The sequence below is a fragment of the Mesorhizobium sp. WSM4887 genome, assembly GCF_029625865.1.
In the GTDB taxonomy this organism is placed as follows: Bacteria; Pseudomonadota; Alphaproteobacteria; order Rhizobiales; family Rhizobiaceae; genus Mesorhizobium.
The window spans coordinates 1-25,120 of the sequence record NZ_JARTVP010000010.1; the positions used below are offsets into that span (position 1 = coordinate 1).

The 25,120-nt window shown below is 62.6% G+C and carries 26 protein-coding genes and 3 tRNA genes; 15 read left to right on the forward strand and 14 right to left on the reverse strand.

Annotation, left to right across the window (positions count from 1 at the left end):
- From P9230_RS25895 to P9230_RS25925, 7 genes are all read right to left on the reverse strand, one after another.
- Positions 1-1,286: DEAD/DEAH box helicase (locus tag P9230_RS25895; RefSeq protein ID WP_278121081.1), on the reverse strand; the 1,286-nt coding region annotated here is incomplete at its 3' end.
- Positions 1,287-1,510: 224 nt separating this feature from the next.
- On the reverse strand, positions 1,511-2,284 hold the full coding sequence (locus tag P9230_RS25900) for an NAD kinase (RefSeq protein ID WP_067321550.1): 774 nt from the start codon (positions 2,282-2,284) through the stop codon (positions 1,511-1,513).
- A 422-nt stretch (positions 2,285-2,706) separates the two neighbouring features.
- Entirely contained in the window at positions 2,707-3,468 is a 762-nt protein-coding gene (locus tag P9230_RS25905) for an MBL fold metallo-hydrolase (RefSeq protein ID WP_278121083.1), read from the reverse strand.
- A 4-nt stretch (positions 3,469-3,472) separates the two neighbouring features.
- Positions 3,473-4,537, reverse strand: coding sequence for an ABC transporter ATP-binding protein (locus P9230_RS25910; RefSeq protein ID WP_066989534.1), 1,065 nt, complete (start codon positions 4,535-4,537; stop codon positions 3,473-3,475).
- Positions 4,534-5,316: an ABC transporter permease gene (locus P9230_RS25915; RefSeq protein ID WP_278121086.1), complete on the reverse strand. Its 783-nt coding sequence runs from the start codon at positions 5,314-5,316 to the stop codon at positions 4,534-4,536. Before P9230_RS25915 ends, P9230_RS25910 begins: the two co-directional genes overlap by 4 nt.
- Positions 5,317-5,318: 2 nt before the next feature.
- On the reverse strand, positions 5,319-6,164 hold the full coding sequence (locus P9230_RS25920) for an ABC transporter permease (protein ID WP_278121087.1): 846 nt from the start codon (positions 6,162-6,164) through the stop codon (positions 5,319-5,321).
- 7 nt (positions 6,165-6,171) lie between these two features.
- Positions 6,172-7,251: a spermidine/putrescine ABC transporter substrate-binding protein gene (locus tag P9230_RS25925; RefSeq protein ID WP_278121089.1), complete on the reverse strand. Its 1,080-nt coding sequence runs from the start codon at positions 7,249-7,251 to the stop codon at positions 6,172-6,174.
- 92 nt (positions 7,252-7,343) lie between these two features.
- On the opposite strand from P9230_RS25925, the gene P9230_RS25930 reads away from it, so the two are divergent.
- The gene (locus P9230_RS25930; RefSeq protein WP_278121091.1) at positions 7,344-7,958 is read left to right on the forward strand and encodes a TetR/AcrR family transcriptional regulator; all 615 of its coding nucleotides are present in this window, start codon (positions 7,344-7,346) and stop codon (positions 7,956-7,958) included.
- Positions 7,959-7,962: 4 nt separating this feature from the next.
- Here the strand turns inward: P9230_RS25930 and P9230_RS25935 are convergent, their stop codons facing one another.
- Positions 7,963-8,193, reverse strand: coding sequence for a DUF2905 domain-containing protein (locus P9230_RS25935; protein WP_278121093.1), 231 nt, complete (start codon positions 8,191-8,193; stop codon positions 7,963-7,965).
- 69 nt (positions 8,194-8,262) lie between these two features.
- Positions 8,263-8,338, reverse strand: a tRNA-Thr gene (locus P9230_RS25940).
- Positions 8,339-8,489: 151 nt separating this feature from the next.
- Here P9230_RS25940 and P9230_RS25945 point away from each other — a divergent pair.
- Both P9230_RS25945 and P9230_RS25950 read left to right on the forward strand, forming a co-directional pair.
- A complete protein-coding gene (locus P9230_RS25945) occupies positions 8,490-8,657 on the forward strand; it encodes a hypothetical protein (protein ID WP_082953745.1) in 168 nt (55 codons plus the stop codon).
- 270 nt (positions 8,658-8,927) lie between these two features.
- The gene (locus tag P9230_RS25950) at positions 8,928-9,239 is read left to right on the forward strand and encodes a BA14K family protein (protein ID WP_066989901.1); all 312 of its coding nucleotides are present in this window, start codon (positions 8,928-8,930) and stop codon (positions 9,237-9,239) included.
- 115 nt (positions 9,240-9,354) lie between these two features.
- Here P9230_RS25950 and P9230_RS25955 read toward each other — a convergent pair whose 3' ends face one another.
- Complete coding sequence (locus P9230_RS25955) at positions 9,355-9,777, reverse strand: hypothetical protein (RefSeq protein ID WP_278121096.1); 423 nt, start codon at positions 9,775-9,777, stop codon at positions 9,355-9,357.
- Positions 9,778-9,941: 164 nt separating this feature from the next.
- Positions 9,942-10,763, reverse strand: coding sequence for an HTH-type transcriptional regulator BhcR (bhcR, locus tag P9230_RS25960; protein WP_066989549.1), 822 nt, complete (start codon positions 10,761-10,763; stop codon positions 9,942-9,944).
- 202 nt (positions 10,764-10,965) lie between these two features.
- On the opposite strand from bhcR, the gene gcl reads away from it, so the two are divergent.
- The 3 genes from gcl to P9230_RS25975 all read left to right on the forward strand — a co-directional run bounded on the left by gcl (position 10,966) and on the right by P9230_RS25975 (position 14,648).
- On the forward strand, positions 10,966-12,747 hold the full coding sequence (gcl, locus tag P9230_RS25965) for a glyoxylate carboligase (RefSeq protein WP_095824697.1): 1,782 nt from the start codon (positions 10,966-10,968) through the stop codon (positions 12,745-12,747).
- A 25-nt stretch (positions 12,748-12,772) separates the two neighbouring features.
- Positions 12,773-13,570, forward strand: a complete 798-nt coding sequence (otnI, locus tag P9230_RS25970) for a 2-oxo-tetronate isomerase (RefSeq protein ID WP_278121099.1) — start codon at positions 12,773-12,775, stop codon at positions 13,568-13,570.
- A gap of 193 nt (positions 13,571-13,763) precedes the next feature.
- The gene (locus P9230_RS25975; RefSeq protein WP_278121101.1) at positions 13,764-14,648 is read left to right on the forward strand and encodes a 2-hydroxy-3-oxopropionate reductase; all 885 of its coding nucleotides are present in this window, start codon (positions 13,764-13,766) and stop codon (positions 14,646-14,648) included.
- Positions 14,649-14,712: 64 nt separating this feature from the next.
- Here P9230_RS25975 and P9230_RS25980 read toward each other — a convergent pair whose 3' ends face one another.
- Positions 14,713-15,576, reverse strand: a complete 864-nt coding sequence (locus P9230_RS25980; protein ID WP_278121103.1) for an RNA methyltransferase — start codon at positions 15,574-15,576, stop codon at positions 14,713-14,715.
- Between the two features lie 200 nt (positions 15,577-15,776).
- Here P9230_RS25980 and P9230_RS25985 point away from each other — a divergent pair.
- Both P9230_RS25985 and P9230_RS25990 read left to right on the forward strand, forming a co-directional pair.
- Positions 15,777-15,861: transfer RNA gene (locus P9230_RS25985), tRNA-Tyr, on the forward strand.
- Between the two features lie 68 nt (positions 15,862-15,929).
- Positions 15,930-16,003, forward strand: a tRNA-Gly gene (locus P9230_RS25990).
- Between the two features lie 73 nt (positions 16,004-16,076).
- On the opposite strand, the gene P9230_RS25995 is transcribed toward P9230_RS25990, so the two are convergent.
- The gene (locus P9230_RS25995; RefSeq protein WP_127246975.1) at positions 16,077-16,529 is read right to left on the reverse strand and encodes a YidB family protein; all 453 of its coding nucleotides are present in this window, start codon (positions 16,527-16,529) and stop codon (positions 16,077-16,079) included.
- A 126-nt stretch (positions 16,530-16,655) separates the two neighbouring features.
- Here P9230_RS25995 and P9230_RS26000 point away from each other — a divergent pair, with 126 nt between their 5' ends.
- Both P9230_RS26000 and P9230_RS26005 read left to right on the forward strand, forming a co-directional pair.
- On the forward strand, positions 16,656-16,913 hold the full coding sequence (locus P9230_RS26000; protein ID WP_066989559.1) for a GlsB/YeaQ/YmgE family stress response membrane protein: 258 nt from the start codon (positions 16,656-16,658) through the stop codon (positions 16,911-16,913).
- Positions 16,843-17,841, forward strand: coding sequence for a sulfotransferase family 2 domain-containing protein (locus tag P9230_RS26005; protein WP_278121105.1), 999 nt, complete (start codon positions 16,843-16,845; stop codon positions 17,839-17,841). Before P9230_RS26000 ends, P9230_RS26005 begins: the two co-directional genes overlap by 71 nt.
- 26 nt (positions 17,842-17,867) lie before the next feature.
- Here the strand turns inward: P9230_RS26005 and P9230_RS26010 are convergent, their stop codons facing one another.
- Complete coding sequence (locus P9230_RS26010; RefSeq protein WP_278121108.1) at positions 17,868-18,755, reverse strand: DMT family transporter; 888 nt, start codon at positions 18,753-18,755, stop codon at positions 17,868-17,870.
- A gap of 282 nt (positions 18,756-19,037) precedes the next feature.
- On the opposite strand from P9230_RS26010, the gene tuf reads away from it, so the two are divergent.
- From tuf to P9230_RS26035, 5 genes are all read left to right on the forward strand, one after another.
- A complete protein-coding gene (gene tuf, locus P9230_RS26015) occupies positions 19,038-20,213 on the forward strand; it encodes an elongation factor Tu (protein WP_066989565.1) in 1,176 nt (391 codons plus the stop codon).
- A gap of 162 nt (positions 20,214-20,375) precedes the next feature.
- The gene (locus tag P9230_RS26020; RefSeq protein ID WP_278121110.1) at positions 20,376-22,118 is read left to right on the forward strand and encodes a hypothetical protein; all 1,743 of its coding nucleotides are present in this window, start codon (positions 20,376-20,378) and stop codon (positions 22,116-22,118) included.
- A gap of 251 nt (positions 22,119-22,369) precedes the next feature.
- A complete protein-coding gene (locus tag P9230_RS26025) occupies positions 22,370-23,914 on the forward strand; it encodes a hypothetical protein (RefSeq protein ID WP_278121211.1) in 1,545 nt (514 codons plus the stop codon).
- Between the two features lie 98 nt (positions 23,915-24,012).
- Positions 24,013-24,498: a group II truncated hemoglobin gene (locus tag P9230_RS26030; protein ID WP_127404133.1), complete on the forward strand. Its 486-nt coding sequence runs from the start codon at positions 24,013-24,015 to the stop codon at positions 24,496-24,498.
- Between the two features lie 88 nt (positions 24,499-24,586).
- Entirely contained in the window at positions 24,587-25,096 is a 510-nt protein-coding gene (locus tag P9230_RS26035) for a metal-dependent hydrolase (RefSeq protein ID WP_127216766.1), read from the forward strand.
- Positions 25,097-25,120 lie beyond the last annotated feature (24 nt).

The following is a 25,120-nucleotide window of genomic DNA, read 5'->3' on the forward strand; positions in this document are numbered from 1 at the left end:
GGGGGGGGGGGGGGGGGGGGGGGGGGGGGGGGGGGGGGGGGGGGGTCCCCCCCCCCCCCCGGGGGCCGCGCCCCCCCCCCCCCGGCCCCCCCGCCCCCCCCCCCCCCCCCGCGGCCACGGCGAGGCGCTTCTTCGCCTTCGCTCTCGGCGACCGTTGACAGGTCGCCGTCATGCCATTCGATCTTGGTGCCAATCAGCTTTTCGATGGCGTCGACATATTTGGTGTCGGAGCGCGTCGCGATGGTGAAGGATTTTCCGGAGCGGCCGGCCCGGCCGGTGCGCCCGATACGGTGGACATAATCCTCTGCATGGATCGGCACGTCGTAGTTGAAGACGTGGCTGACGTCTGGAATATCGAGGCCGCGGGCGGCGACGTCCGAGGCGACGAGGTAACGCAGCTTGCCATCGCGGAAATTGGCAAGCATCTGCATGCGGGCGCGCTGATCCATGTCGCCATGCAGCGCGCCGGCGTCGAAATCATGCTTCAGCAGCGAGCGGAAAAGCTCCGACACTTCGACCTTGCGGTTGCAGAAGATGATGGCGTTCTTCAGATCGGACTCTTCGGCCCGCATGAGATTGCGAAGCGTCTCGCGCTTGTCCCACGGCTTGGAGCCTGACTTCACCAGGCGCTGCGTGATGCTGGTCGCGGTGGAAGCGGCTCTGGATACCTCGACGCGCACCGGCGCATGCAGGAATTTCTCGGTAAGCTTGGTGATTTCCGGCGGCATGGTCGCCGAGAAGAACAAGGTCTGGCGCGTGAACGGGATCATCTCGCAGATGCGCTCGATATCCGGGATGAAGCCCATATCGAGCATACGGTCGGCCTCGTCGATGACGAGGATCTCGACGCCGTTGAGCAAGAGCTTGCCGCGCTCGCGGTGGTCGAGCAGCCGGCCGGGCGTGGCGATCAGCACATCGGCGCCGCGCTCCAGCTTCTTGTCCTGCTCCTCGAAGGAGACGCCGCCGATCAGCAGCGCGATGTTGAGCTTGTGGTTCTTGCCGTATTTGACGAAGTTTTCCTCAACCTGGGCGGCGAGCTCGCGTGTCGGCTCGAGGATCAGCGTGCGCGGCATCCGGGCACGCGCACGGCCCTTTTCCAGCCGGGTCAGCATCGGCAGCACGAAGGAAGCGGTCTTGCCGGTGCCTGTCTGCGCAATGCCCAACACATCCTTCCCGAGCAGCGCATGCGGAATGGCGCCGGACTGGATCGGGGTAGGCTTGGTGTAGCCGGCATCGGTGACTGCGGAGAGGACCTTCGGCGACAGGCCGAGGTCTGTGAACGTCAACGCTTCTTGAGCGGTCTGAGTGTCTGCGGACAAGTTGTGGCTGTCTTTGGCTGGTTCGGGAAAAATCGCAACACACGTTGCGGCGGGCGCCGCGCGCCTGCAAGATCGGGTTGCAGTTAGGCGCAAGTCCGCGATTTGTCAACAGAAACGGCCGGGAATCCGGCGGATTGTGAACACGTAACCTTAATTGCGATGCTTAATCGGGGTTATTGTCTTCTACCGGCTCAATAGCGGAATTGCTCGGCAAGAATACGCTCGTTCCATGAATGATTGGGATCGAACAGCAACGTCGCCGTCGCGGTCGGCGATTCCCGCACCGTGACAGAGGCGATCGCCTTGACCTCGGTGTGGTCGGCGGCGGCGTTCACCGGGCGCTTTTCCGACTCCAATATGTCGAAGCGCACGATCGCTTTGTTGGAGAGCAGCGCGCCGCGCCAGCGCCGGGGCCGGAAGGGGCTGACCGGCGTCAGCGCCAAAAGCGGCGCGTCGAGCGGTAGGATCGGCCCGTGCGCCGACAGATTGTAGGCTGTCGAACCAGCGGGTGTCGCGATCATGACGCCGTCGCAGTTCAATTCCTCCAGCCGCACCTGCTCGTCGACGGTGATGCGTATTTTCGCGGTCTGATAGGATTGGCGCCAAAGCGCCACTTCGTTGATCGCCAGCGCCGAGATCGTTTCGCCCTCGTGAGTCACCGCCTGCATTTCGAGTGGGCGGATCGTCTCGGATACCGCTTTCGAAATGCGTTCATCGAGACCGCCGGCGCGATATTCGTTCATCAGGAAGCCGATGGTGCCACGGTTCATCCCGTAGACCTTCTTGCCCGTGCTCATCGTGTCGCGCAGCGTCTGCAGCAGGAAGCCGTCACCGCCGAGCGCGATGATGATCTCCGCCTCGGCGACAGGTATTTGCCCATAGCGCGCCGACAAGGTTTCCAGCGCCGCGCGGGCGTCGTCGGTGTCGGAAGAGACGAAGGCGAAACGGCTGGTTTCTTTGCTCATGGATCCCGAACGGCGACCGCTACCGCCTGCCGGTCGCGCAGGCGACGGCGTAGCATGCGCCGACCGCATCTGCAAAGGGCGGTGCGCCCCGCCATGCGGATAGGCGTTGGCGCTCGCGCTTCGTGACAGCCATGCAACGAATGTGATGGCTGTAATGGTTAAGACCAGGCTTAAACACTCGTAAAGCCGGATCGATCATGTTAGCCGGCAGTGGATGGGTTGGCGGGGGCTGGCCAGTCGAGAGACCTGTCTATTGCCGGTGACGCGTCTGATAATAGTCTTCCTGATGATGGGAAGTTTCGCCCTCATGTTCGCCGAGCTTGTGCGCCACTCGGAGGAGATGAGCCAGCGGCCGCATCCGACGGCCTCCCGCTGCGGCGACGCCGCCGGGATGCCCTGTCCGCAAAGGGCGCTTTAGAGCGCTAGCGGTTCTGCAGCAGGTGACAGCCCGCCTGGCGCTTCTGCGAAAGATACTCGTCGATCACCTGGCGGTAGCGCACCTTGCCGAAGCTCGGGAAATGACCACCATGCACAACCGAGACGTCGAGGTCGCGCATGGCAAGCAGCGTTTCGACATAGTCGCCAATATCGGAGTGGTAGACGTCGTCGATCAGCGGCCCGTCATAGACGATGTCGCCGGACAAGAGGATGCGGGTCTTTCGCTCGTAGAGCGCGATGCCGCCGGGTGAGTGGCCAGGCGTGTGGATGACCTCGAAGGCACGATCGCCGAGATCGACAACGTCGCCATGCTCAAGCAGCCGGTTGGCCGGCGCAGGCGGGATGCGGTAGCTGGCCGTATCCCATCCGTCGGGCATGCCGTCGAACATCTCGTCTGTCGCGTAGCGGTCGGCGACCGTCCATTCGTTGCGCGGATCGGCGAGGATCTGGGCTTCAGCGGAATGCACGCAGCGATCCGGAAATTCGTGGTGGCAGCCGATGTGGTCGAAATGCGTGTGGCTGGCGACGCAGACAAGCTTGCGTTCGGTGACCAGCGGCACATGGCGCCGCAGGCTGACATGGCCGAGACCGGTATCGAACAAAAGATCGCGGTCGCGGCCGCGCACATGCCAGATGTTGCAGCGGAAGAACGGCTTTATCCATGGCTCATGGATGAGCGTGACGTCGTCGCCCATGCGGATGCTCTCGTACCAGTCCGGAGCCTCGATGACCGGAAGCATGCTCATTGGATCAGTCCGCCAGCAGGATGATGTCTTGAGCATCGCATGAAACCGCGACCGTGTCGCCGGCCTGGACGGTCGCGGGAGCTGGTGCCTTGGCGATGAACTGCAATGCAGGATCCTGCGCCGAGGTGGCGAGCACCCGCTTGAAGCTCCCTTGGAAGACGACGTCGCTCACTCTGGCGGTGCCGAGCGCAACGTCGCCTTTCGCTCCCGCAAGGATGAGGTGCTCGGGCCGGATGGCAAGCGCCACAGCCGCGCCAGCCGGCGCCGTGCCGGGCAGCGAGATCGGCCCGAGCCTGGTCGCCACTGCGAAGCGTCCATCCTGTGTTTCGCCGGCTTTGCCGGCAAGAATCGTGCTTTCGCCCATGAAGGTCGCCGAGAAGCGAGTCTTCGGCCGCGCATAGACCCGCTCGGGCGGTCCTTCGTCCTCGATGCGCCCGTCATTCATCACCACGCAATGGTCAGCCAGGGCCATCGCTTCTTCCTGGTCGTGCGTGACATGGACGAATGCGGTGCCGACCCGCTTCTGGATCGCTTTCAACTCGTCCTGCATCTGCCGGCGCAGCTTAAGATCCAGCGCGCCGAGCGGCTCGTCGAGCAACAGCACCGCCGGCTCGATGACCAGCGCGCGCGCCAGCGCCACGCGCTGGCGCTGGCCACCGGAGAGCTGGTGCGGCTTCTTGTCGAAGGAGTCTGCAAGCCCGACGAGGGCGAGCGCTTCGCGCGCCTTTGCCATCCGCGTCGCGCCATCGACGCCCTGCATGCGCAGCCCGAAGCCGACATTCTTACCGACGCTCATATGCGGGAACAGCGCGTAGTCCTGGAAGACGGTCGTCGTCGGGCGCTTGGCCGGCGGCACGGCGGTGCAATCCGCGCCGCGAATGAACACCTTGCCTTCGCTGGGGGTGACGAAGCCGCCAAGGATCGAAAGCAGCGTCGTCTTGCCGGAGCCGGACGGGCCGAGGAGGATCGTATAGCTGCCGGGCTCGATCGCGAGCGAGACGTTCTTCAAAACGCGAAGGTGGCCGAAACGATGCGAGACGTTGCGGATGTCGACCAACGGGGCGCTCATGCCGGCTTTCTCCGCAGCAGGGTCAATTCGAACAGCACCACGAGCACAATGGAAACCGCAAAGACCAGCGAACCGACGGCATTGGTCTTGGGATTGAGGCCGGAGCGCAAGAGGTTCCAGATCTCGACCGGGAGCGTCGTCTCGAATCGGGTGAGCAGGAAGGAGATGACGAACTCGTCCCAGGAGAAGGTCATCGACAGGAAGAAGCCGGCGAAGATCGCCGGCGCCATGACCGGCACCGTGATCATCAGCAGCACCTTCCATTCGGGAGCGCCGAGGTCGCGCGCGGCGCGCTCGATGTTGATCTGGTGGTCGCCCATCTGGCTGTAGATGATGGCGAAGCAGAGCGGCAGGTTGATCACCACATGACCGATGCCGGCGGCGATGAGCGATTTCGGCACGCCGGCCCAGTTGAACAGCACCAGCAGCCCCATGCCGATGATCAGATAGCTGACGGTGAGCGGCAGCGTGATCAGCCCGCGCAGCAGGGCCGAGCCCGGCAGCACGAAGCGCGCGAAACTCCAGGCGGAAAGGAAGCCGAGCGTGACGGATGCAAGCGAGGACAGCACAGCCACCAGCAGCGAATTGACCAGCGCGGAGGTGAGGCGTGCATCGGACAGCACCGCCTGGTACCAGCGCAGCGACGGGCCGGTGAAAGGCGGGATGGGGAAAGAGGTCGCCTGCAGCGAGAACAGTATCAGCACGACGACCGGCAGGAAGATGAAGCCGTAGACGGCGATCGCGTACAGCCAGGCAGCGAGGCGGACGGCAGCACGCATGGTCAAGCCCGCTCGATCTTCAGCCAGCGGGCGCAGGCGAGATAGGCGACGGTGACGACGGCCATCAGGATGATCGAAAGCGCCGAGGCCAGCGGAAAATCGCCGCGCCGGCCGATCTGCATCATGACTAGCTGCGGCATGAGCAGCTCGTTGTTGCCGCCGAGGATCTGCGGCGTGATGTAGTCGCCGATGCAGAGTACGAAGGTGAGGAAAGCCCCGACCATGATACCGGGCAGGGTCAGCGGCAGCACGACATGCAGGAAGGTCCGCACCGGCCCGGCACCGAGGTCGGCGGCCGCCTTGCGATAGCTCGGGCTAAGTTGTTTCAGATTGGCGAATATGGTGAGCGTCAGCAGCATGACGAAGAAGTGGACGAAGCCGGTGACGGTAGCGAACCGAGTGTTCGCAAGCTGCAGCGGCTCCGCGACCAAGCCGATGCCGGTGAGCGCCCGATTGATGACGCCGGTCTGCGCCAGCACGAGCAGCCAGGAATAGGAGCGCACGACGTAAGACGTCCAGAACGGCAGCACGGCGAGCATCAGTGCCAATCGCTGCCAGCGCTCCGGCACTTTTTCGGCAAGGATCCAGGCGAATGGATAGGCGAGCACGATCGAAATCACGGTGACGATTGCGGTCACCTCCAGCGAGTTCACCATCGCCCGCCAGTAGGATGGATCGGTGAAGAACTGGCTGTAATTGGCCAAAGTGAAGCCGCCGCCTTCATGCGCCGTCAGGCTCGACAATCCCATGGCGACGAAGGGCAGCACGAAGAACAGAAGCGTCCACGCCAGCGCCGGCGTGACCAGCGCCCAGGGCAGGGCACGCAGGTTGATTCCGGCAACGCTCATCGGCCGATTACTGCGCCTGCAGCATTTCGGTCCACATGTCCTGCATCTTCTTGTCGAGATCGGCGTTCGGCGCCGGATAGGCCTGGGCGCGGGCGAGGAAGCCGGGCTGCTCATCGAAGCGCAGGATCTTCTTCTGCTCGTCGGTGAGCGCTGCCTTCTTGTTGGACGGCATGCCCCAGTAGCAGGAGGAGGTGGCAAGGCGCGCCTGGCCTTCCGGGCTCAGAATGTACTGAATGAATTTTAGCGCCATGTCCTTGTTCTTGGAATCCTTGAACATGGCGAGCGACTGCGACCACAGCACCGCGCCTTCCTTGGGGATCGAGAAGTCGAGCGCCGGGTTTTCCTTGGCGAGCCCCGCCGTCACCCACTCGCCGCCGCCGACAAGGACGTCCACTTCGCCGGTCGCAAGCGCGGTCTGGCTGGCGGTGACTTCGCCGACCAGCTTGGCGTTGGCCTTCATCTTGAGCAGCTCGGCCTTAAGAGCGGGCAGGTCTGCCTCGGTGAGGTCGGCCGTCTTCTTGCCGATGGCCAGAGCCGCCATGCCGATGACCGGCAGGTAATAGTCGTAGATCGCGATCTTGCCCTTGTATTTGTCGCTGGTCAGCGAAGCCAGCGACTGCATGTCGGCCGGATCGACCTTGGTCTTGTTGAAGCCGATCGTGTTGTAGCCGAACTTTTCGGTGATGCCGTAGCGCTTGCCGTCGACTACGGTCGACTTGTCCATCTTCACTTCCGGAAAGAGGTCGGCGAAAGGCAGCTTGACCTCCGGCAGCGGCTCGAACAGGCCTTTCTCGACACCGCGCGGTACGTCGATGGAATCGATCACCATCACGTCCCAATCGCCCGGCTGCGACTGATCGACGATCGCGAGCCCTGCGCCTGTGCCCTCGAATTCCTTGACGTTGACCTTGACGTTGTTGGCCTCCTCGAAGGGCTGCAGCAGCGCCGGATCGGAGTGGTCGCACCAGATCAGCGCGTTGAGATCGGCGGCCTGACCGCCGCCCGCGGCGAGCAGCGCCACAGCAGCGCAGGCGGCTCCGAGACGGGACTTCAGGCTGGAAAGCGGATTCCGGACATTGACGGTCATCGAGTGTTCTCCCTGCCTTGCTGGCTTGTTGAAGAAAAGTTGAACCAATTCTAAAATTGAGTCAATTATGATTTTGTGGCAGAGAGGCCGATATGAGCGGATTGCGCGCACGGCAGAAGGCGGACAGGCACCGCCGCATCATCGATGCGGCGACGGAGCTTTTCCGTGAGGCCGGCTATGAAGGCGCCAAGATCGAGGCCATAGCTGCGCAGGCAGAGGTCTCGATCGGCACGATCTACAATTACTACCAGAATAAGGGTGACATCCTCGGCGCCATCGTCGCTATGGAGGTCAACGAGGTGCTGAATGCCGGGCAAGGCGTGGTCGGCAGCCCGCCGGCCGATGTCGGCGACGCGCTCGACAGGCTGATCGGCATCTATATCGAGCACTCGCTCAATTACCTGAGCAAGGAGATGTGGCGGCAGGCGATGGCAATCTCGACCCAATTGCCCGACAGCCCTTTCGGCCAGGCCTATACCGCGCTCGACCGCGCCTTGACCGAACAGATCCGGGCGCTGATCGCCCGCCTGCAGGAGATCGGCCTGGTGCGGTCAGACATCGACGGCCCAGCGGTGGGCGAGTTGATCTTCAACAACATGAACATGATGTTCATCGAGTTCGTGAAGCGCGACGAGGCGAAAATCCTGGAGCTGCGCGCGGCGATAAAGCGGCAGAACCGGATCTTGGTGGCTGCGATCGGCGTATAGAAGATCAAGAGCGAGCGGGTAGAGGGCTTTCAGCAAAGCGCTGCGGCAGCCACAGAATGGTCGAGAGAACGACACTGATCAGAATTCCCGTGGTGATGGGAAAGTAGAGCCTGAAATTCTCGCGCTCGATCACGATATCACCGGGCAACCTGCCGAGGCCGATCCTGGTCACCCATGGCCACAGCAGGCCAGCGGCAACTATGCTGAGGCCAATGACGATCAGAGTTCGCGACATGGCAGCACCTGCCGGAAATAGCGCATTGCCAGAATATAGTGATGCTTCGAAAGCTGGCAGAGCGAAGGATGGTGCCCCCGGCAGGGATCGAACCCGCGACCTTCGGTTTACAAAACCGCTGCTCTACCAGCTGAGCTACAAGGGCACGGCGCTCCGGTAGCACATTTCGTGCGCCAGTAAAGACAAAACTCCGTTTTGGGTTGCTAATGGACCGCTTGGCTTAGTCGGCATGCTGAAAAGAGGCGCGCCGCTTCCTACATCTCTGTCGGGTGCAATCGCGTCGAACGGGGTGTCGCATGATCAGATTCGTCATCATCCTACCGCTCATCGTCGTGACTTGGCTTCTCCTGATGAAGGCCGTCAGCGATCTGAAGAAGGCCAACATCGACTGGACGGGCGTCACCACGATCATCGGCTTCATCGTGCTGGCCTTCTGGCTGCGGCACGTGACGGGAATGGGGTGAAGGGGGGTGAATGGTTAATGGTGAAAGGCGGCGTTTTCTCGACCATTCACTCATTCACCCATCCATCGAACCTTTTGCCGCCGCTCCGCCACAACTGATCACCAGAGGCGAATGGTCGCCTCGATCAGAGATAGGAGCAGTCCCGAAAGATTTGAGCCGCTTCCGGGCGCTCAAAAAAATCAGAAAAAAACTTCGAACCTTTTCCGCGCTGCAACGACAGATGATCAAGAGGCGGATGGATCGCCTCGGTCAGGAACCAAGGAGATCATCATGTTCAAGCGCACGCTCGTTTCGACCCTTATCGCCACCTCTGTCGCCGCCGGCACGCTGGCCGGCACCGTCCAGCCTTCGGCCGCTCACGACCATCATCACCGCCGCGAGCTCGGCATCGGCATCGCCGCCGGCGTTGGCGGCTTCGTCCTGGGCAACCTGCTCGCTCAGCAGCCGCGGACGGTCTATGTCGAGGATGGCTACCACGGTTCCTGGCATGTTCGCCGCTGCATGGCCCGCTATGCCAGCTACGATCCGGGCTCGAACACCTACATCGGCTATGACGGCTATCCGCATTACTGCCGCCTCTGAGAGCAATTCCAGGAAAAGCGCATAGCGGTTTTCCGTCCGGAATTGCGTAAACAGAGGAGAGCCACCGTCTCGGCAGCCGGAAAGGGGGCTTCGCGGCCCCTTTTTCGTTTGGTGGCTAGGAGGTCTTGGCCTCGATCGCCAATCCCGCGCTGCGGCAGGCGCCGGCAATGGCAAGCCCGGCATTCGGCGATTCACTGCTCATCGCGACAAGTTCGAAGCTGTTTCCAGCATCCGGGTAGACCTTGGCAACGAAGGCTTTGTCGTCGCTGGAGCCGCCCGACGAGCGCTTGTCGTCGACAAAGCCGCAAACCACGATCTCATGGCGGCCGTTCAACGTCCGCTCACCGGCAAGCATCGTCCCGAACTTCGCCGAGACTGGATCCTTCAAGTGCTGGCGGACGCCGGCGGTAATGATCTCCTCGAGGGCAAGCGAGATCGGTATGGAATCGACGCGCTGCCGGTTCGAGTCCGGCACCGGTGTCGTGGCGGCGCATCCGCAAAGTGAAGCGGCGAGCAAGAGTTGAACCGTTTTCCGCATCCACGCCCTTTCGCATGCATTCGAACGCCGCGGCAAGACGGCAGGGCCTATGCAGCCGACGGTGTACAGCGATACGTTTAGTCTGGCCCGCTTCGACATAGCGGCCAAGAGCGCGCTGCCCGGCGCATGACGCCGGGGTCATGCGCAAACAAAAGCTGTCGCAGTCAGTAGGCTTTCACGCCGCCGATCATCTTCGTCACCTCGGCCGCGGCCTCGCGCACCAGCGGACCGATCTCGGCCAGGCGCTCGGGCGTCACCCGCACCGTCGGGCCGGACACGGAAACGCCGCCGATCGGCTCGCCGAACTCGTTGAAGATGGCGGCGGCGACACAGCGCATGCCGGGATGGCGTTCCTCGTCGTCGACCGACCAGCCGCGATGCTTGATGGTCGCCAGATCATGAGCCAGCGCCGAGATGTCGGAGAGCGTCTTGTCGGTGTAGCGTTGCAGGCCGGCCTTGCGCAGGATGGCGGCGACCCGCTCCGGCTCGAGATGCGCCAGCACCGCCTTGCCTATGCCCGACGCATGGAAGGAACTGCGCGTGCCCGGCCGGAAGAAGGCCCGGATCGCCTGATGCGTCTCGACCTGACTTACGAAAACCACGCAATCGTCTTCGGCGACGCCCAGATTGGCGGTCTCGCCGGTCTTTTCCATCAGTTCCTGCATGACGATGCGGGCGCGGTCGACCAGCTTGCGGCGGCGCAGGAAGGCGGCGCCCATGCGGTAGGTCTCGACGCCGATCGACCAGAGCTGGTCGGTCGAGTCGAACTCGACCATGCCGTGGTTCTCCAGCGTCGTCAGCATGCGGTAGGCCGTTGAGGCGGCGATGCCGCTGCGCGCCGCGATCTCGCTCAAGGACAAGCCGCTGGCGTCCGCGACGATCGCCAGGATGCGCAGCGCGCGGTCGAGCGACTGCACTGAAGCCGCTTCCTGCGGGCCGTTGAAGGCACGCGGCCGGCCGCGTTGGCGTTTTTCCGTGGTTTCCATGCACGCATTCTCCGCAATTTCGTGCGGAGCACAATGAAAAAGTTTTTCACTAGCCCGTCGTGGCGATTTTCTGGAAAAGGAAAAGATCAGTGAATTCAGCCAGGTACAACAGTTTTCTAGAAATGAAAAAATATTCTGAAAAAATTGAAAAATCGAGAACGCGCTGGCATTCTAAAGCCAACCAACGAAGTGGAGGCTGAACATGGCCAGGATGCGCGCTGTCGACGCGGCGGTTCTCGTTCTAGAAAAGGAAGGCATCACCAATGCCTTCGGCGTGCCGGGCGCGGCGATCAACCCGCTCTATTCGGCGCTGAAGGCGCGCGGCACCATCCGCCACGTTCTCGCGCGCCATGTCGAGGGCGCCTCGCACATGGCTGAAGGTTTTACCCGCGCCAAGGCCGGCAATATCGGGCTCTGCATCGGCACCTCAGGTCCGGCCGGCACCGATATGATCACCGGGCTCTATTCCGCCTCGGCGGATTCCATTCCCATCCTCTGCATTACCGGGCAGGCGCCGCGCGCTCGCCTCAACAAGGAGGATTTCCAGGCCGTCGACATCGCTTCGATCGCAGCACCCGTCGCCAAATGGGCCGTCACCGTCATGGAACCCTATCTGGTGCCGATGGCGCTGCAGAAGGCGTTCCACCTGATGCGCACCTCGCGACCTGGCCCGGTGCTGATCGACCTGCCGCTCGATGTGCAGCTTGCCGAGATCGAATTCGACATCGAGGCCTATGAGCCGCTGGTTCCCTTCAGGCCGGCAATGACGCGCGCCCAGGCCGAAAAGGCTTTGGCAATGCTCAACCAGGCGCAAAAGCCGCTGATCGTCGCCGGCGGCGGCATCATCAACGCCGATGCTTCCGATTTGCTGATCGAGTTCGCCGAAGTCACCGGCGTGCCGGTCATTCCGACGTTGATGGGCTGGGGCGCGATCCCCGACGATCACCGGCTGATGGCCGGCATGTGCGGCCTGCAGACCTCGCACCGTTACGGCAATGCGACAATGCTTGAAGCCGACTTCGTCTTTGGCATCGGCAACCGCTGGGCCAATCGCCACACCGGGTCGGTCGACGTCTACACCAAGGGCAAGAAATTCATCCATGTCGACATCGAGCCCACTCAGATCGGCCGCGTCTTCGCGCCGGATCTCGGCATCGTCTCGGATGCGGGCGCCGCGCTGAAGATGCTGCTCGACGTCGCCACCGAGTGGCGTACGGCCGGCAAGCTGCGCGACTGGTCGGGCTGGGCGAAGGAATGCCAGCAGCGCAAGAAAACCATGAAGCGCAAGACGCATTTCGAGCAGGTGCCGCTGAAGCCGCAGCGCGTCTACGAGGAGATGAACAAGGCGTTTGCCCGGGACACGACTTACGTGACTACGATCGGCCTGTCGCAGATCGCCGGCGCGCAATTCCTGCATGTCTACAAGCCGCGCAACTGGATCAATTGCGGCCAGGCCGGCCCGCTCGGCTGGACGCTGCCGGCCGCGCTCGGCGTGCGTGCCGCGGATCCCGATCGCGCCATCGTCGCGCTCTCCGGCGACTACGACTTCCAGTTCATGATCGAAGAGCTGGCGGTCGGCGCGCAGCACAAGCTGCCTTACATCCACGTCGTCGTGAACAACGCCTATCTCGGGCTGATCCGCCAGGCGCAGCGCGGCTTCTCGATGGACTACGAGGTGAGCCTCGCCTTCGAGAACGTCAACCGGGCAAACGATCCCGGGGCCGGCTACGGCGTCGACCATGTCGCGGTCGCCGAGGCGATGGGCTGCAAGGCGGTTCGCGTGCGCAAGCCGGAAGAGTTCGCCAGCGCCTTCAAAGAGGCTGAGCGGCTGATGAAGGAACACCAGGTCCCGGTCGTTCTCGAATTTATCCTTGAACGTGTCACCAACATTTCCATGGGCACCGAAATCGACAAGATCACCGAATTCGAGGAGCTTGCCGAAAGCCACGAGGATGCGCCGACGGCGATCGTGATGCTCGATTAAGGTCCGGGAAAGAAGGAGCAAAAGAATGCCGCGTTTTTCAGCCAATCTTTCGATGCTCTTCGGGGAGCACGATTTCCTAGACCGTTTCGATGCCGCTGCCCGCGCCGGCTTCAAGGGCGTCGAATATATCGGGCCGTACGACCATGCGCCGGACGTTGTTGCCGCTCGCCTCAAGAAGAACGGCCTGACGCAGGTTCTCTTCAACCTGCCGGCCGGCGACTGGGCAAAGGGCGAGCGCGGCATTGCCGTGCTGCCCGACCGCGTGCCTGAATTTCGCCAGGGCGTCGCCAAGGCGATCACTTATGCGCACGCGGTTGGCTGCGAGCAGGTCAACTGCCTCGCCGGCATCGCGCCGCAGGGTGCCGATCGCACTACTTTGGAAAACGTCTTTGCCGAAAATCTCGCTTTCGCGGCCGAAAAGCTGGAGCAGGCCAGCATCAAGCTGCTGATCGAGCCGATCAACACTCGCGACATTCCGGGCTTCTTCCTGAATTACACCGATCAGGCGCTGGCGCTGATCGACCGCATCGGCTCGAAGAACCTGTTCCTGCAATACGACATTTATCACATGCAGATCATGGAGGGGGATCTCGCCCGTACCATCGAGGCAAACCTTGGCCGCATCGCGCATATCCAGCTTGCGGACAATCCCGGCCGTCACGAGCCGGGGACGGGCGAGATCAACTATCCCTTCCTCTACGACCATATCGACCGGCTCGGCTATTCCGGCTGGATCGGCGCCGAATACAAACCGAAGGCCGGCACGGAGGTGGGACTCGGCTGGTTCCGGCAGTTCGCCGGGCAGGGGAGTGCGGCGGCTTAGGCGCTTCTCAACCAGCCTCGGCGCTGCCCCTCACCCTTACCCTCTCCCCGTGAAATACGGGGGAGAGGGGGGTCGCCAGCGCTGGAGCGTGTCCCTTCTCCCCATCCTTCACGGGGAGAAGGTGCCGGCAGGCGGATGAGGGGCGGCGCCAGCCTTCGATCCATTCGGACAAAGACCTTCAGGAGACCGCAAAATGGAAACCATCGGCTTCATTGGCCTCGGCATCATGGGCGCGCCGATGGCGGGGCATCTGCTCGACGCCGGCTACCCGGTCATCGCCAGCGACCATCGCTCGAAGCCGCCGGCCGCTCTCGCGGCCAAGGGGCTGAAGACCGTCACCGGCCACGATGCGGTGGCCAGCGCCGCCGACATCATCATCACCATGGTGCCCGACACGCCGCAGGTGGCGGATGTGCTGTTCGGCGAAAACGGCGTCGCTTCAGCTCTGTCGAAAGGCAAGCTCGTCATCGACATGAGCTCGATCTCGCCGATCGCCACCAAGGACTTCGCCAAGAAGATCAACGATCTCGGCTGCGACTATCTCGACGCGCCGGTATCCGGCGGCGAGGTCGGCGCCAAGGCAGCCTCGCTTACCATCATGGTCGGCGGCGAGGACAAGGCGTTCGAGCGCGCCAGGCCGGTGTTCGAGAAGATGGGCAAGAACATCACGCTGGTCGGGCCGAACGGCGTCGGCCAGACCACCAAGGTCGCCAACCAGATCGTCGTGGCGCTCACCATCGAGGCGATCGGCGAAGCCCTGGTTTTCGCCTCGAAGGCCGGCGCCGATCCTGCAAGGGTTCGCCAAGCCCTGATGGGCGGTCTCGCCGCCTCGCGCATCCTCGAAGTGCATGGCGAGCGCATGATCAAGCGCACCTTCGCGCCCGGTTTCCGCATCGAACTGCACCAGAAGGACCTCAACCTCGCGCTGGAAGGCGCCAAGGCGCTCGGCGTTGCGCTCCCCAACACCTCGACGACGCAGCAACTGTTTAATTCCTGCGCCGCCAATGGTGGGGCGAAGGAGGATCACTCGGCGCTGGTCAGGGCGCTGGAGCGGATGGCGGGCCACGAAGTGGCCTAGAAGCGAATAGCGAATAGGGAGTAGCGAATAGGGATTTGCAGGCCGACGGGCCGCCGTGTTTCGGCTATTCGCTATTCGCTATGAATTTCCTGGCCGCATAAAGGCTCACCGCCGCTGCGTTGGACACGTTGAGCGAGCGGATGGCGCCGGGCATGTCCAGGCGGGCAAGCGCCGTCACCGTCTCGCGCGTCTTCTGGCGCAAGCCCTTGCCCTCGGCGCCCAGAACCAGCGCAATTTTTCCTCCGGCGAAGCTCTTTTCCAGCTCCGCCGATCCCTCGGAATCGAGCCCGATCGTCTGGAAGCCGGCATCGTGCAGTTGACCCAGCGCGTCGGCGAGGTTTTTCACCTCGATCTGGTCGATGTGCTCCAGCGCGCCCGAGGCCGATTTCGCCAGCACGCCCGATTCTTGCGGGCTGTGGCGGGCCGTCGTGATCAGCGCGCCGGCGCCGAAAGCCACCGCCGAGCGCAGGATAGCGCCGACATTGTGCGGGTCGGTGACCTGGTCGAGCACCAGCACCAGCTTTGTGTCGCCGAGCGTGTCAAGGCGATTGGGTTTAAGCGGTTCCGCCTCGATCAGCACGCCCTGATGCACGGCGTCCGAGCCGGTGATTTTGTCGATATCTTTCGGCTCGACCAACTCGGCCTTGAAGGGCAGGGCGGCAAGATCGCCGATCGCCAGACGCTCGGCGGCGTTGCGGGTCACCAGCATTCTTTTGATCTTGCGTCGCGGATTGTCGAGTGCGGCCCGCACCGTGTGCAGGCCGTAAAGCCGCACCAGTCCGTCGGCGGGGCCTTCGCTTGGCGGCACCGGTTGGCGCGGCCGGAATGCCGGCGCGCCGCCCGCCTTCTGGTCGCGATGCGCGCGCCTCAGCTTGGCGTAGTGGGTATCCTTCGGGGTGCCCGGTTTGCTGCTTTTGTTGTCGCTCATGCCGGCCTCTATAACCGTCCCGGCCGGCTAAGGATACGGGCTGCGGCGACGAATGCCGAACATCGTAGAAAAACCCTGGCCGCGCCGGTTGACACCCACCGGCCTTGCCGCCATAAGGCGCATCGCTGATTTCGGAGAAGATCCTTACTCGGGCTCCGGGTCGGCTGAAATGCCTCGTTGCATGGCTCCGGCGGCAGACTGGAGAGGTGCCCGAGTGGTTAAAGGGGACGGACTGTAAATCCGTTGGCTTAGCCTACGTTGGTTCGAATCCAACCCTCTCCACCACTGCCGGCCCGGAAGCCCTGAAACGACAAGCACCGGAAGTGTGCCACTGTTTTCCGATGCTAGCGCAGGCGGGTATAGCTCAGTGGTAGAGCAGCAGCCTTCCAAGCTGAATATGCGGGTTCGATTCCCGCTACCCGCTCCAGATTTTCTTCGTCGTATGCCTCAAATGAACGCCGAGCACCCGTGGCGCGCGGCGTGTTCGATCTGTCTTGTGCTTAGCTGTTGAAAGCCGATGTCACCTGATGTTGTGGCGGGACTTGGCCGTTCGGCGTCAGCTTGTCGACAACGCCGGGCAGCGCCGTGGACAATTGCTGCAGCAGCTCCTGCTCGTTCATGCCGGTCCGTTGCACGATCTCGCGGATCACCGCCGGCCCCAGCGCCGAGCCGAGATCGTTGGCGTTGATCGGCCGGTTCTGGCCGGTGCCGACCCAGGAATCGGCTACGCCGCCGTGGCCGGCGTCTCGCAGTCTGTCGAGCAGCCCGCCCAGTCCGCCGAGCAGGCCGCCATCGGCGGAGGTTCCGGCGGGAGTTGGGGCGGGGGCCTGAGCTTCGGCCGGCTGTTCCTCGCTTCTGCCGCTCAGCATCTTGCCGACCAGCAGCGCGCCGAGCGCGATCATCAGGGGTTTGGTGATGTTGCCGCCGGGAACGGCGTTGTCAAAAAGGCCCATCATGGATCTCCTATCAACCAAGTCCACCCGGCGCCAGAATGGCTCAACCGGGGGGATTTTCAAGCTGTCTTGAGCTTTTGACGATCATATGAAAATGATTGGCAGCGAGGGGATTGGAGGGAAGAAATGGGCATCATCAGCTGGATCATTCTCGGCGCGATCGCCGGCTTCATCGGCAGCAAGATCGTCAACAAGACCGGTCAGGGCTTGATCATGGACATCGTGCTCGGCATCGTCGGCGCTATCGTCGGTGGCGTGATCTTCAGCGCCTTCGGCGCATCGGGCGTCACCGGCCTCAACATCTGGAGCCTGATTGTCGCCGTCATCGGCTCGGTCGTCGTGCTCTGGGCTTATCACCAGTTCTCCGGCAGGCGCACGCTGTAGAACGGTCGAACGATCGGCGAAACCACGGCTCGATCGCCGTGGTGGGATCGTCAGCCGAGCGCTGGTCGTCGAACGCGACCGCGCTGCGTATTGGCATTGGATGGCGTGGGGCGGAACGGCGATGGCGGTCCAGATTCAAGGCCTTCCGGTCACCTATTATCCAATCCCGAAAAGCGGCACCAGCAGCGTCAAATATGCGCTGATGGCGCTCGGCGGCAAGGAAGCCACTCTGCTTGACCCGGACAACGACGTCCACAGTCAAATTGCAACCAATTGGGCCGATCCGTTCGAGCCGGTCTATGACGGCCTCAGCGGTAAATTCACGATCGTTCGTGATCCGCTGGAGCGGCTGCTCTCGGCTTATTCCAGCAGGATATTGGACACCGATGTCCTACGGTCACGCTCGCCCAACCTCGAGTTGCTCGAGAGCTTTGGGCTGCCGACCAACCCGGATCCCGATACCTTCATCCTCAACATCGAAAAATACTGCGCGTGCTCAGGGGACATCCACTTTCACGTCGCCTCGCCACGCCGCTTCATCGGTTCCAGCCTGTTCCTGTTCGAGCACGTCTTCAAATTCGAGGACATGGACAAGGTCGGCGCCTTCCTGTCCACGGTCAGCGGCAAGACAGTCTCTATGCCGCGGCTGCAGGCAGCCCGGGGCAAGGTCAGTCCCTCGGATCTGTCCCCCGCGGCGTTCAGAAAGGCGATGCGCTTCTGCCGCTACGACTACGGTTTCCTTGTCGACTACTACGATCCGGAACGATGGGGAGGCATCCCCCAAGGCGATCCCGATGAGACGTCCTCGCTGCATGTCGCCGGCGATCTGACCGCTTTTCGCAACGGCCGCCTGGTCTATCCGCGCACGCTGCGCAACCTCGTCGGATTCCTTACCAAACGTCCGTTGAAGAAAAGGGTGGGGCTGTAGCGTTCAGCTTTTCAGTCCGGACGACCTCAGGCCACAACGCTCAAGCGCCTCCTTCGCTCGTCGAGCGAGACGATGGCGAGGCCGCTGCCGATCACCAGGAGAATGCCGCAGACGGCGAGCGCGTTGGGGAGCTGCCCGAACACCAAAAGGCCGGAAATCACCGCCCAGACGGTGAAGCAATAGTAGAAGGGCGCCACCGCGCTTGTCGGTCCGACGCGATAGGCCATGAAGATGAAGAAGTGACCGAAGATCAGGAACAGGCCGGCGCCGGCAAGCAAAAGGAGATGACGGCCCTCCGGCATCACCCACTGTTCCGAGACAAGGTGTGCGACACCTGAGCCGAGCAGCACGACAACCACGGCGGAGATGGCGACGATCATGCCGGGCACCTCGGCGCCCACCTTACGTCCGGCGAGGTCGCGCGCCGCGGCCAGGGCCGCGTTGCCCAGCGCCAGCAAGGCATAGATGGAAATGCCCTGCATCGTCGGTTGCGCCACCATGACGGCGCCGACAAAGCCTAGGCTAATCAGCGCCATTCGCACGGCGCCGATCTTCTCGCCGAAAAGGAGCGAGGACCCGACCAGCACGATGAGCGGCGTGATCTGCCCGAGCGCCGTCGAATCGGCGATCGGCATGTTGGCCAACGCCACGACGTAGCAAAGGATCGCCGCCAGCTCGCAAAGGTTCCGGCGCAGCACCTTGCGTTCGAACAGCAGCGGGATCTGCCTGCTATAGCCGAGCATCAGCAGAAGCGGCATGCCCCACAGTGTGGCGGCCGCGCCACGCAGCAGCAGCACCTCATAAGGCGGCAGCCCTGCGGTCGCGAGCTTCATCATCGTGTCATTGACGAGGTAGGATCCCGTCGAGACGATCATGAACAGCGGGCCGCGGATATTTGCCGGAAGGAATTGCATTGGCTGAAGAAATCAGAGGCGGATCGGGGCGGCAATGGGCCAGTTCCGGCCGATCGGGCGTCTACCCGTGCGAAACTGTCGATGAGCTAGCCGAGGCAAGACGCGCGGATTTGAATTCGCCTGTCGCGATCCTATATCCGCGCCATACCCTGAAATCAGATCATTGGTTCGGCTCGAGCGAGACAACGCTCAACCACAAGGCACTTGTGTTTTGCGGCCGTTGTCGCTAATCGCCCCGCATTCGACTGAACTGAAGGTCAAGGCCGCCCAAGGAAAGAGACTATGGCAAAAGGTAAATTCGAGCGCACCAAGCCGCATGTGAACATTGGCACGATCGGCCACGTCGATCATGGCAAGACGTCGCTGACGGCGGCGATCACGAAGTATTTTGGCGAATACAAGCGCTATGACCAGATCGACGCGGCGCCGGAAGAGAAGGCGCGCGGCATCACCATCTCGACGGCGCATGTCGAGTACGAGACGGCCAACCGTCACTACGCCCATGTCGACTGCCCCGGCCATGCCGACTATGTGAAGAACATGATCACCGGCGCCGCGCAGATGGACGGCGCGATCCTGGTGGTTTCGGCCGCCGACGGCCCGATGCCGCAGACCCGCGAGCACATCCTTTTGGCCCGCCAGGTCGGCGTGCCCTCGATCGTGGTGTTCCTGAACAAGGTCGACCAGGTCGACGACGCCGAGCTTCTGGAACTGGTCGAGCTCGAGGTTCGCGAGCTGCTGACCAAGAACGAGTTCCCCGGCGACGACATTCCGATCGTCAAGGGTTCGGCTCTGGCCGCGCTGGAAGATTCGAACAAGACCATCGGCGAGGACGCCATCCGCGAGCTGATGGCGCAGGTCGACGCCTACATCCCGACGCCGGTCCGTCCGCTGGACAAGCCGTTCCTGATGCCGATCGAGGACGTGTTCTCGATCTCGGGCCGCGGCACGGTCGTGACCGGCCGCGTCGAGCGCGGCGTGGTCAAGGTCGGCGAGGAATTGGAGATCGTCGGCATCCGTCCGACGGCCAAGACCACCTGCACGGGCGTCGAGATGTTCCGCAAGCTGCTCGACCAGGGCCAGGCCGGCGACAACATCGGCGCGCTGTTGCGCGGCATCGACCGCGAGGGTGTCGAGCGCGGCCAGGTTCTGGCCAAGCCGGGTTCGGTGAAGCCGCACAAGAAGTTCGTGGCCGAAGCCTACATCCTGACCAAGGACGAGGGCGGCCGTCACACGCCGTTCTTCACCAACTACCGGCCGCAGTTCTACTTCCGCACCACCGACGTGACCGGCATCGTGACGCTGCCGGCCGGCACCGAGATGGTGATGCCCGGCGACAACATCACCGTCGACGTCGAGCTGATCGTGCCGATCGCGATGGAAGAGAAGCTGCGCTTCGCCATCCGTGAAGGCGGCCGCACCGTCGGTGCCGGCATCGTCGTCACCATCAAAGAATGATCGATCCGGCACTTGCCGGCTCGACAAGGAAAGGGCGGTCTTCGGGCCGCCCTTTTTCGTTTACTTGCACAGTGCAGCATAAATGCAGCACGGTTGCTTCGAAGCTATTGCATGCACCACTGCCGCAATTATTATCGATTGCGGCAGGGGGCGTCGCCAATCATGATTTCGGGGCATCATTTAAACTGCACATCAAAATGGTTTCGCATACTGGTTCGCCGGGCACCGGTGCTTGCTATTGTGGTGGTGGCCTTTGCAGCAAAGGCCGATGACGTCCTCATACGGGCATGGCCCGATACGTTCATTTTGAACGGCCCGTCTTCCGACGGCTTTTCGGACATGCGGTTCATCTTTGCGCGTAGCAGTGCAGTCGGCTGTAAGACCAATTGTCCGGAATGGATTTCAGCGGAAGGCGCCATCACTGCCGACACGCCGGCTCTGCTCAAGCGAGTGCTGAAAAAGCTCGGCACCCGCAAACTGCCGATCATTGTCAATTCCCCTGGCGGCGATGTCGACGCCGCACTTCAACTTGGTCGCATCATACGGAAGAACGGGCTCGACATCGCGATCGGCAAGACCGAGTTTTCCGATTGTTGGCCGGGAACGGAGGGCTGCGGGGCCAGCTTCGGCAAGGGCGTTGCCTATTTCGGCGTGGCGTCTGATGGCGGCGCCATGTGCAACTCTGCATGTCCCCTGATGTTCGCAGGTGGCGTTCGCCGCGTAGCCGGTGGCTGGGCCTATCTGGGTGTTCATCAGATCACCGCCACTTGGTTCCCCTCCACAAGGCATTTTCGAACCACCTATAAAACCATTCGGGGCAAAAGATATCAGGTCACAACGGAGACCGTCACCGAAGGCCGAAGCTACAAGACCTATAAGATGAGCAAAGGGTTCGCGCGGAAAATCTCGGCCTATTTGGCAGAGATGGGCGTGGGGCAGGGTGTCCTCGACAAAATGAAAGCCACGCCGGCGAGCGACATTCAGCGGATCACCCTCCACGACATGCTAACGATGAAACTGGCCACCAGCACAGACACCGTGGAGCTGTTCACCGGAGTGATCCTGTGCATGGGTGACAAACCGGCTCCGAATTGCCGGGAAATAGCGGAGGATGCCCGGCCGGCCGCTGTAACGACGGCAAAGCCGGCACCTTCTCGACAGGCGGAAGCTCCATCTTCCAAGCCAGCCAAAGCCCCGACTGCCGTGCCGTTTCGAGGAGCGGCAGGAAATGCGGCGCCGGAGATGCGCTTCGTGGTCGTTCGCGGCAGCGATCCGCTCTGCGATCCCGACTGCCCGGAATGGATTTCGGCGGAAGGCGCGATCACCCCTCGAACCCCGCAAAAACTTCGCCAGTTGCTCGCCGCGCTCGACAACCCGCGGCTCCCCGTTGTGATCAGCTCACGAGGCGGCGACTTGTTCGGCGCCTTGGCCGCAGGGCGGCTTATCCACGAACGCAAGCTAGACGTCGTCGTCGCCCGCACCAATATCCTGGGTTGCAACCCGCCCGGGGCAGGCTGTCTGGACGACAATGGCGCCTATGTCGGGCTGATCAGCCAATTCGGAGTGGAGTGCGATTCAGCCTGCGCACTCATGCTCGCCGGCGGCGCCAGGCGGCTGGTCGACCCCAAGGCGCGGCTCAGCGTGTCCTCGATGGGGCAGAAGCGGATTGTCGAAGCCTATTTGGACGAGATGGCGATCAGCCCAGGCCTGTTCGCAGCGATAGATCAGAGTTCAGTCGAGCGTCAGCTTGAACCCGATATAATGCTCAAGGTCGGGCTGGTGACCGGGCCGGACACATCGGACACGCTGACTGGCCCCGCCATTTGCAGGTCCTCGCCAAAGCCGGACAATTGCCGGCTCCCGCCCTCCGCCAACGCCCAGGCAAAGACGCCGCCAGAACTTTAGCGTTGTCGCGACGAAGTCGAGGCAGCAGCCGTCAGGCTGGCATTGCTCGCACCCTCTTCAATTCTATTGCAAGCATCGTCGCCGTAACTAGTATGGGTTGGACCGAGGGCTTGGCAGGCGTGATTTCCGCGTTCCTTTCAAAGGGTATTTCGTGGCCGCTAGGGCTGGTTCGGCTCGGGCTGGCCATCGCTATTGGGCTTACCGCGTTTGCCGCCGCAGCGAAGGAAACGCCGCCGGATTACGGCCCTGCCATGCGCTTCGTCGTGGTGCGCAGCAGCGCGCCAGGCTGCGAGCCGAACTGCCCGGAATGGATTTCTGCCGAAGGCAGCATCGAGGCCGGCACGCCGGCGCGGTTCAAGCGCCTCTTGAAGACGCTCGGCGGCCGGCAACTGCCGATCGTCGTCAGTTCTCCTGGAGGCAATGTCGACGCCGCGCTCCAACTCGGCCGTATGATCCGTAAGAACAAGCTCGACATCGCCGTGGGCACTACGGGGTTTTCCGGCTGCTCGCCCGAAATGAAGAACTGCCGGGACAACGACAGTAAGAACACGCCGTATTCCGGCATCGCCTACGACAGCGGCGCCATGTGCAATTCCGCATGTCCCCTGATGTTTGCCGGCGGCGTCCGCCGTGTGGTCGGCGAGTGGGCTTTTCTCGGGGTTCATCAGATCACCACGACATATCACAGGGAAAAGCTGCTCTACCGCACCACCTACAGAATTGTGAACGGCAAGAAGAAGGTCCTCAGCACCAAGGTCGTCAGCCGCAAGAATGCCGGCAGCTACAAGACCTACGAGATGAGCAAGGCGGTCGAGAAACGGCTGTCCGGCTATCTGAAAGAAATGGGTATCGGGCAGGGCGTGCTGGACGTGATGAAAGCGACGCCGGCCAGCGACATAAGGCAGATCGAGCCCGACGATATGCTGGAGATGAAGCTCGTCACCAGCCTCGATTCCCTCGACCTGATGACCGAAGCAGCCATATGCCGGCGCGATCCGGTGCCAGCGAACTGCCGCGAGATACCGGCCAATGGCAAGGCCAAGCCGGCCGAGGTGGCGACGGTCGCAGTCAAACAGGCCTACAGTCAGCCGGCGGAGGCAGCATCACCGCCAAAGCCGCAGCAGGAAATGCGTTTCATCCTCGTTCGCGGCAGCAATCCGCTCTGCAACCCCGATTGTCCGGAATGGATTTCGGCGGAGGGAACGATCGTTGCCGGCACGCCCGACAGGCTGCGCGAGCTGCTGGACAAGGTCGGCGGGCGCAGGCTGCCCATCGTCCTCAACTCACAGGGCGGCGATGTCCAGGGCGCGCTCGCCGCCGGCCGGCTGATCCGCGAGCGCAGATTGGATGTTGCGGTCGCCCGGACGGATTTTCTCGATTGCGATCCCGGTACGGCAGGGTGCGTCTCCAAGGACAACCTTCATAATGGTCTCACCGTTGAAGCCGGCGCCGAATGCGATACAGCCTGCGTGCTGATGATCGCCGGCGGCACCAGGCGCTTGGTAGGCGCCGATACGCGTTTCCTGGTGCATTCCATGGGCATGGAAGACAAGGTCCGGTCGTATCTCGAGGAGATGGCGATCGGTTCGGGCTTGTTCGTCGCGATGCAGTCGGCCCAATCCGCCAAGCACAGGGAGCTCAGCCAGGACGAATTGGCGGGGTTCGGGCTCACCACCAGCCGCCAGTCGGTAGACGCTCTGACGGGCGCCACTATCTGCAAATCTTCGCCAAAACCCGATAACTGCCGGGTTCTGCCGTCCGCCAACGCCGAAGCGGAATCGCCGGCCAAGCTTTAGCAGCATTCGGCGCCATGCCAGCACTGGCCATGGAGGCAGGTTGAGCCGGCTCCGAGCTTCCCGCTATCCTTCTAGGCTCAAACGTAGGAGGACCGGAGATGAGCGAGGGCGTCCCGACTTTGTTCGAATGGGCCGGCGGCAGCGAGGCGCTCAACCGGCTGACGCAGATCTTTTACAACAGAGTGACCTTGGACCCGATCGTCGGTCCGGTGTTCAGGCACATGTCGCCGGACCATCCGGCGCATGTCGCCGCCTTCATCGGCGAGGTTTTCGGCGGGCCGAAGACCTACAGCGGACGGCATGGTGGCCACCGCGAGATGGTCAGGCATCATCTCGGCAAGCATCTGACCGAGGAGCAGCGCCGGCGCTGGATCAACCTTCTGGCGGACGCGGCGGACGAAGCCGGCCTGCCGGACGATCCCGAGTTCCGTTCCGCTTTGATGGGCTATGTCGAGTGGGGATCGCGGCTGGCCAAGATTAATTCCAATCTCGGCGAGACTTGCGACCCTGAGACCGAGCCAATGCCAAGCTGGGGCTGGGGCGTGCCGGGCGGGCCTTACAAGCCGCCGGCCGGGAAATCGTAGCCGAAGATGCTGGGTTTCTGCAAAATTCCGAAAAGATGACGCCGCAAAGACACCGCAGGGTCGTTGCATCAATGTGAGACGACCTTGCATGCTGATTGCCCATCTCCCATCGGGCTATATTCTGGGAAGGCTCGCGCGAAGACGGCGACGGGAGGCATCCGATGTGGTGGCTGCCGCAATGCTCGGCAGCGTCATCCCGGACATCGACATGCTCTATTTTTACCTGATCGATGGCGGTCGCACGCACCATCATGCCTACATCACGCATTGGCCGTTGTTCTGGGCCACGATCGGGACGGTAGGCGTGTCGGTCGGTCGGTTGTTGGGGTCGCGGCGTCTGCCGTCGATCGCCATCTTCTTAGCCGGAGCCATGGTGCATATGGCGCTCGACACGGTGGCATCGCCGATCATGTGGTTGGCGCCGTTCAGTCATCGCCCGTTTGAGCTCGTGGCGGTTCCGGCCAGCCATGGGAACTGGGTCCTGAACTTCGTTCTGCATTGGACTTTCGCGCTTGAACTCGTGATCTGCGCATGGGGCCTGGGGCTTGGATGGCTGCGATCGGCGCTTCCGGCCGACGCGTCTCAAAAGGGCTCTTGAGTTCTCATCGGCTTTGTGAAATAG

Coding starts and splice junctions, on each gene's coding strand:
- P9230_RS25900 (WP_067321550.1), bottom strand. CDS start 2,284: ATGAGCAAAGAAACCAGCCGTTTCGCCTTCGTCTCTTCCGACACCGAC.
- P9230_RS25905 (WP_278121083.1), bottom strand. CDS start 3,468: ATGAGCATGCTTCCGGTCATCGAGGCTCCGGACTGGTACGAGAGCATC.
- P9230_RS25910 (WP_066989534.1), bottom strand. CDS start 4,537: ATGAGCGCCCCGTTGGTCGACATCCGCAACGTCTCGCATCGTTTCGGC.
- P9230_RS25915 (WP_278121086.1), bottom strand. CDS start 5,316: ATGCGTGCTGCCGTCCGCCTCGCTGCCTGGCTGTACGCGATCGCCGTC.
- P9230_RS25920 (WP_278121087.1), bottom strand. CDS start 6,164: ATGAGCGTTGCCGGAATCAACCTGCGTGCCCTGCCCTGGGCGCTGGTC.
- P9230_RS25925 (WP_278121089.1), bottom strand. CDS start 7,251: ATGACCGTCAATGTCCGGAATCCGCTTTCCAGCCTGAAGTCCCGTCTC.
- P9230_RS25930 (WP_278121091.1), top strand. CDS start 7,344: ATGAGCGGATTGCGCGCACGGCAGAAGGCGGACAGGCACCGCCGCATC.
- P9230_RS25935 (WP_278121093.1), bottom strand. CDS start 8,193: ATGTCGCGAACTCTGATCGTCATTGGCCTCAGCATAGTTGCCGCTGGC.
- P9230_RS25945 (WP_082953745.1), top strand. CDS start 8,490: ATGATCAGATTCGTCATCATCCTACCGCTCATCGTCGTGACTTGGCTT.
- P9230_RS25950 (WP_066989901.1), top strand. CDS start 8,928: ATGTTCAAGCGCACGCTCGTTTCGACCCTTATCGCCACCTCTGTCGCC.
- P9230_RS25955 (WP_278121096.1), bottom strand. CDS start 9,777: ATGCGGAAAACGGTTCAACTCTTGCTCGCCGCTTCACTTTGCGGATGC.
- bhcR (WP_066989549.1), bottom strand. CDS start 10,763: ATGGAAACCACGGAAAAACGCCAACGCGGCCGGCCGCGTGCCTTCAAC.
- gcl (WP_095824697.1), top strand. CDS start 10,966: ATGGCCAGGATGCGCGCTGTCGACGCGGCGGTTCTCGTTCTAGAAAAG.
- otnI (WP_278121099.1), top strand. CDS start 12,773: ATGCCGCGTTTTTCAGCCAATCTTTCGATGCTCTTCGGGGAGCACGAT.
- P9230_RS25975 (WP_278121101.1), top strand. CDS start 13,764: ATGGAAACCATCGGCTTCATTGGCCTCGGCATCATGGGCGCGCCGATG.
- P9230_RS25980 (WP_278121103.1), bottom strand. CDS start 15,576: ATGAGCGACAACAAAAGCAGCAAACCGGGCACCCCGAAGGATACCCAC.
- P9230_RS25995 (WP_127246975.1), bottom strand. CDS start 16,529: ATGGGCCTTTTTGACAACGCCGTTCCCGGCGGCAACATCACCAAACCC.
- P9230_RS26000 (WP_066989559.1), top strand. CDS start 16,656: ATGGGCATCATCAGCTGGATCATTCTCGGCGCGATCGCCGGCTTCATC.
- P9230_RS26010 (WP_278121108.1), bottom strand. CDS start 18,755: ATGCAATTCCTTCCGGCAAATATCCGCGGCCCGCTGTTCATGATCGTC.
- tuf (WP_066989565.1), top strand. CDS start 19,038: ATGGCAAAAGGTAAATTCGAGCGCACCAAGCCGCATGTGAACATTGGC.
- P9230_RS26020 (WP_278121110.1), top strand. CDS start 20,376: ATGATTTCGGGGCATCATTTAAACTGCACATCAAAATGGTTTCGCATA.
- P9230_RS26025 (WP_278121211.1), top strand. CDS start 22,370: ATGCGCTTCGTCGTGGTGCGCAGCAGCGCGCCAGGCTGCGAGCCGAAC.
- P9230_RS26030 (WP_127404133.1), top strand. CDS start 24,013: ATGAGCGAGGGCGTCCCGACTTTGTTCGAATGGGCCGGCGGCAGCGAG.
- P9230_RS26035 (WP_127216766.1), top strand. CDS start 24,587: ATGCTGATTGCCCATCTCCCATCGGGCTATATTCTGGGAAGGCTCGCG.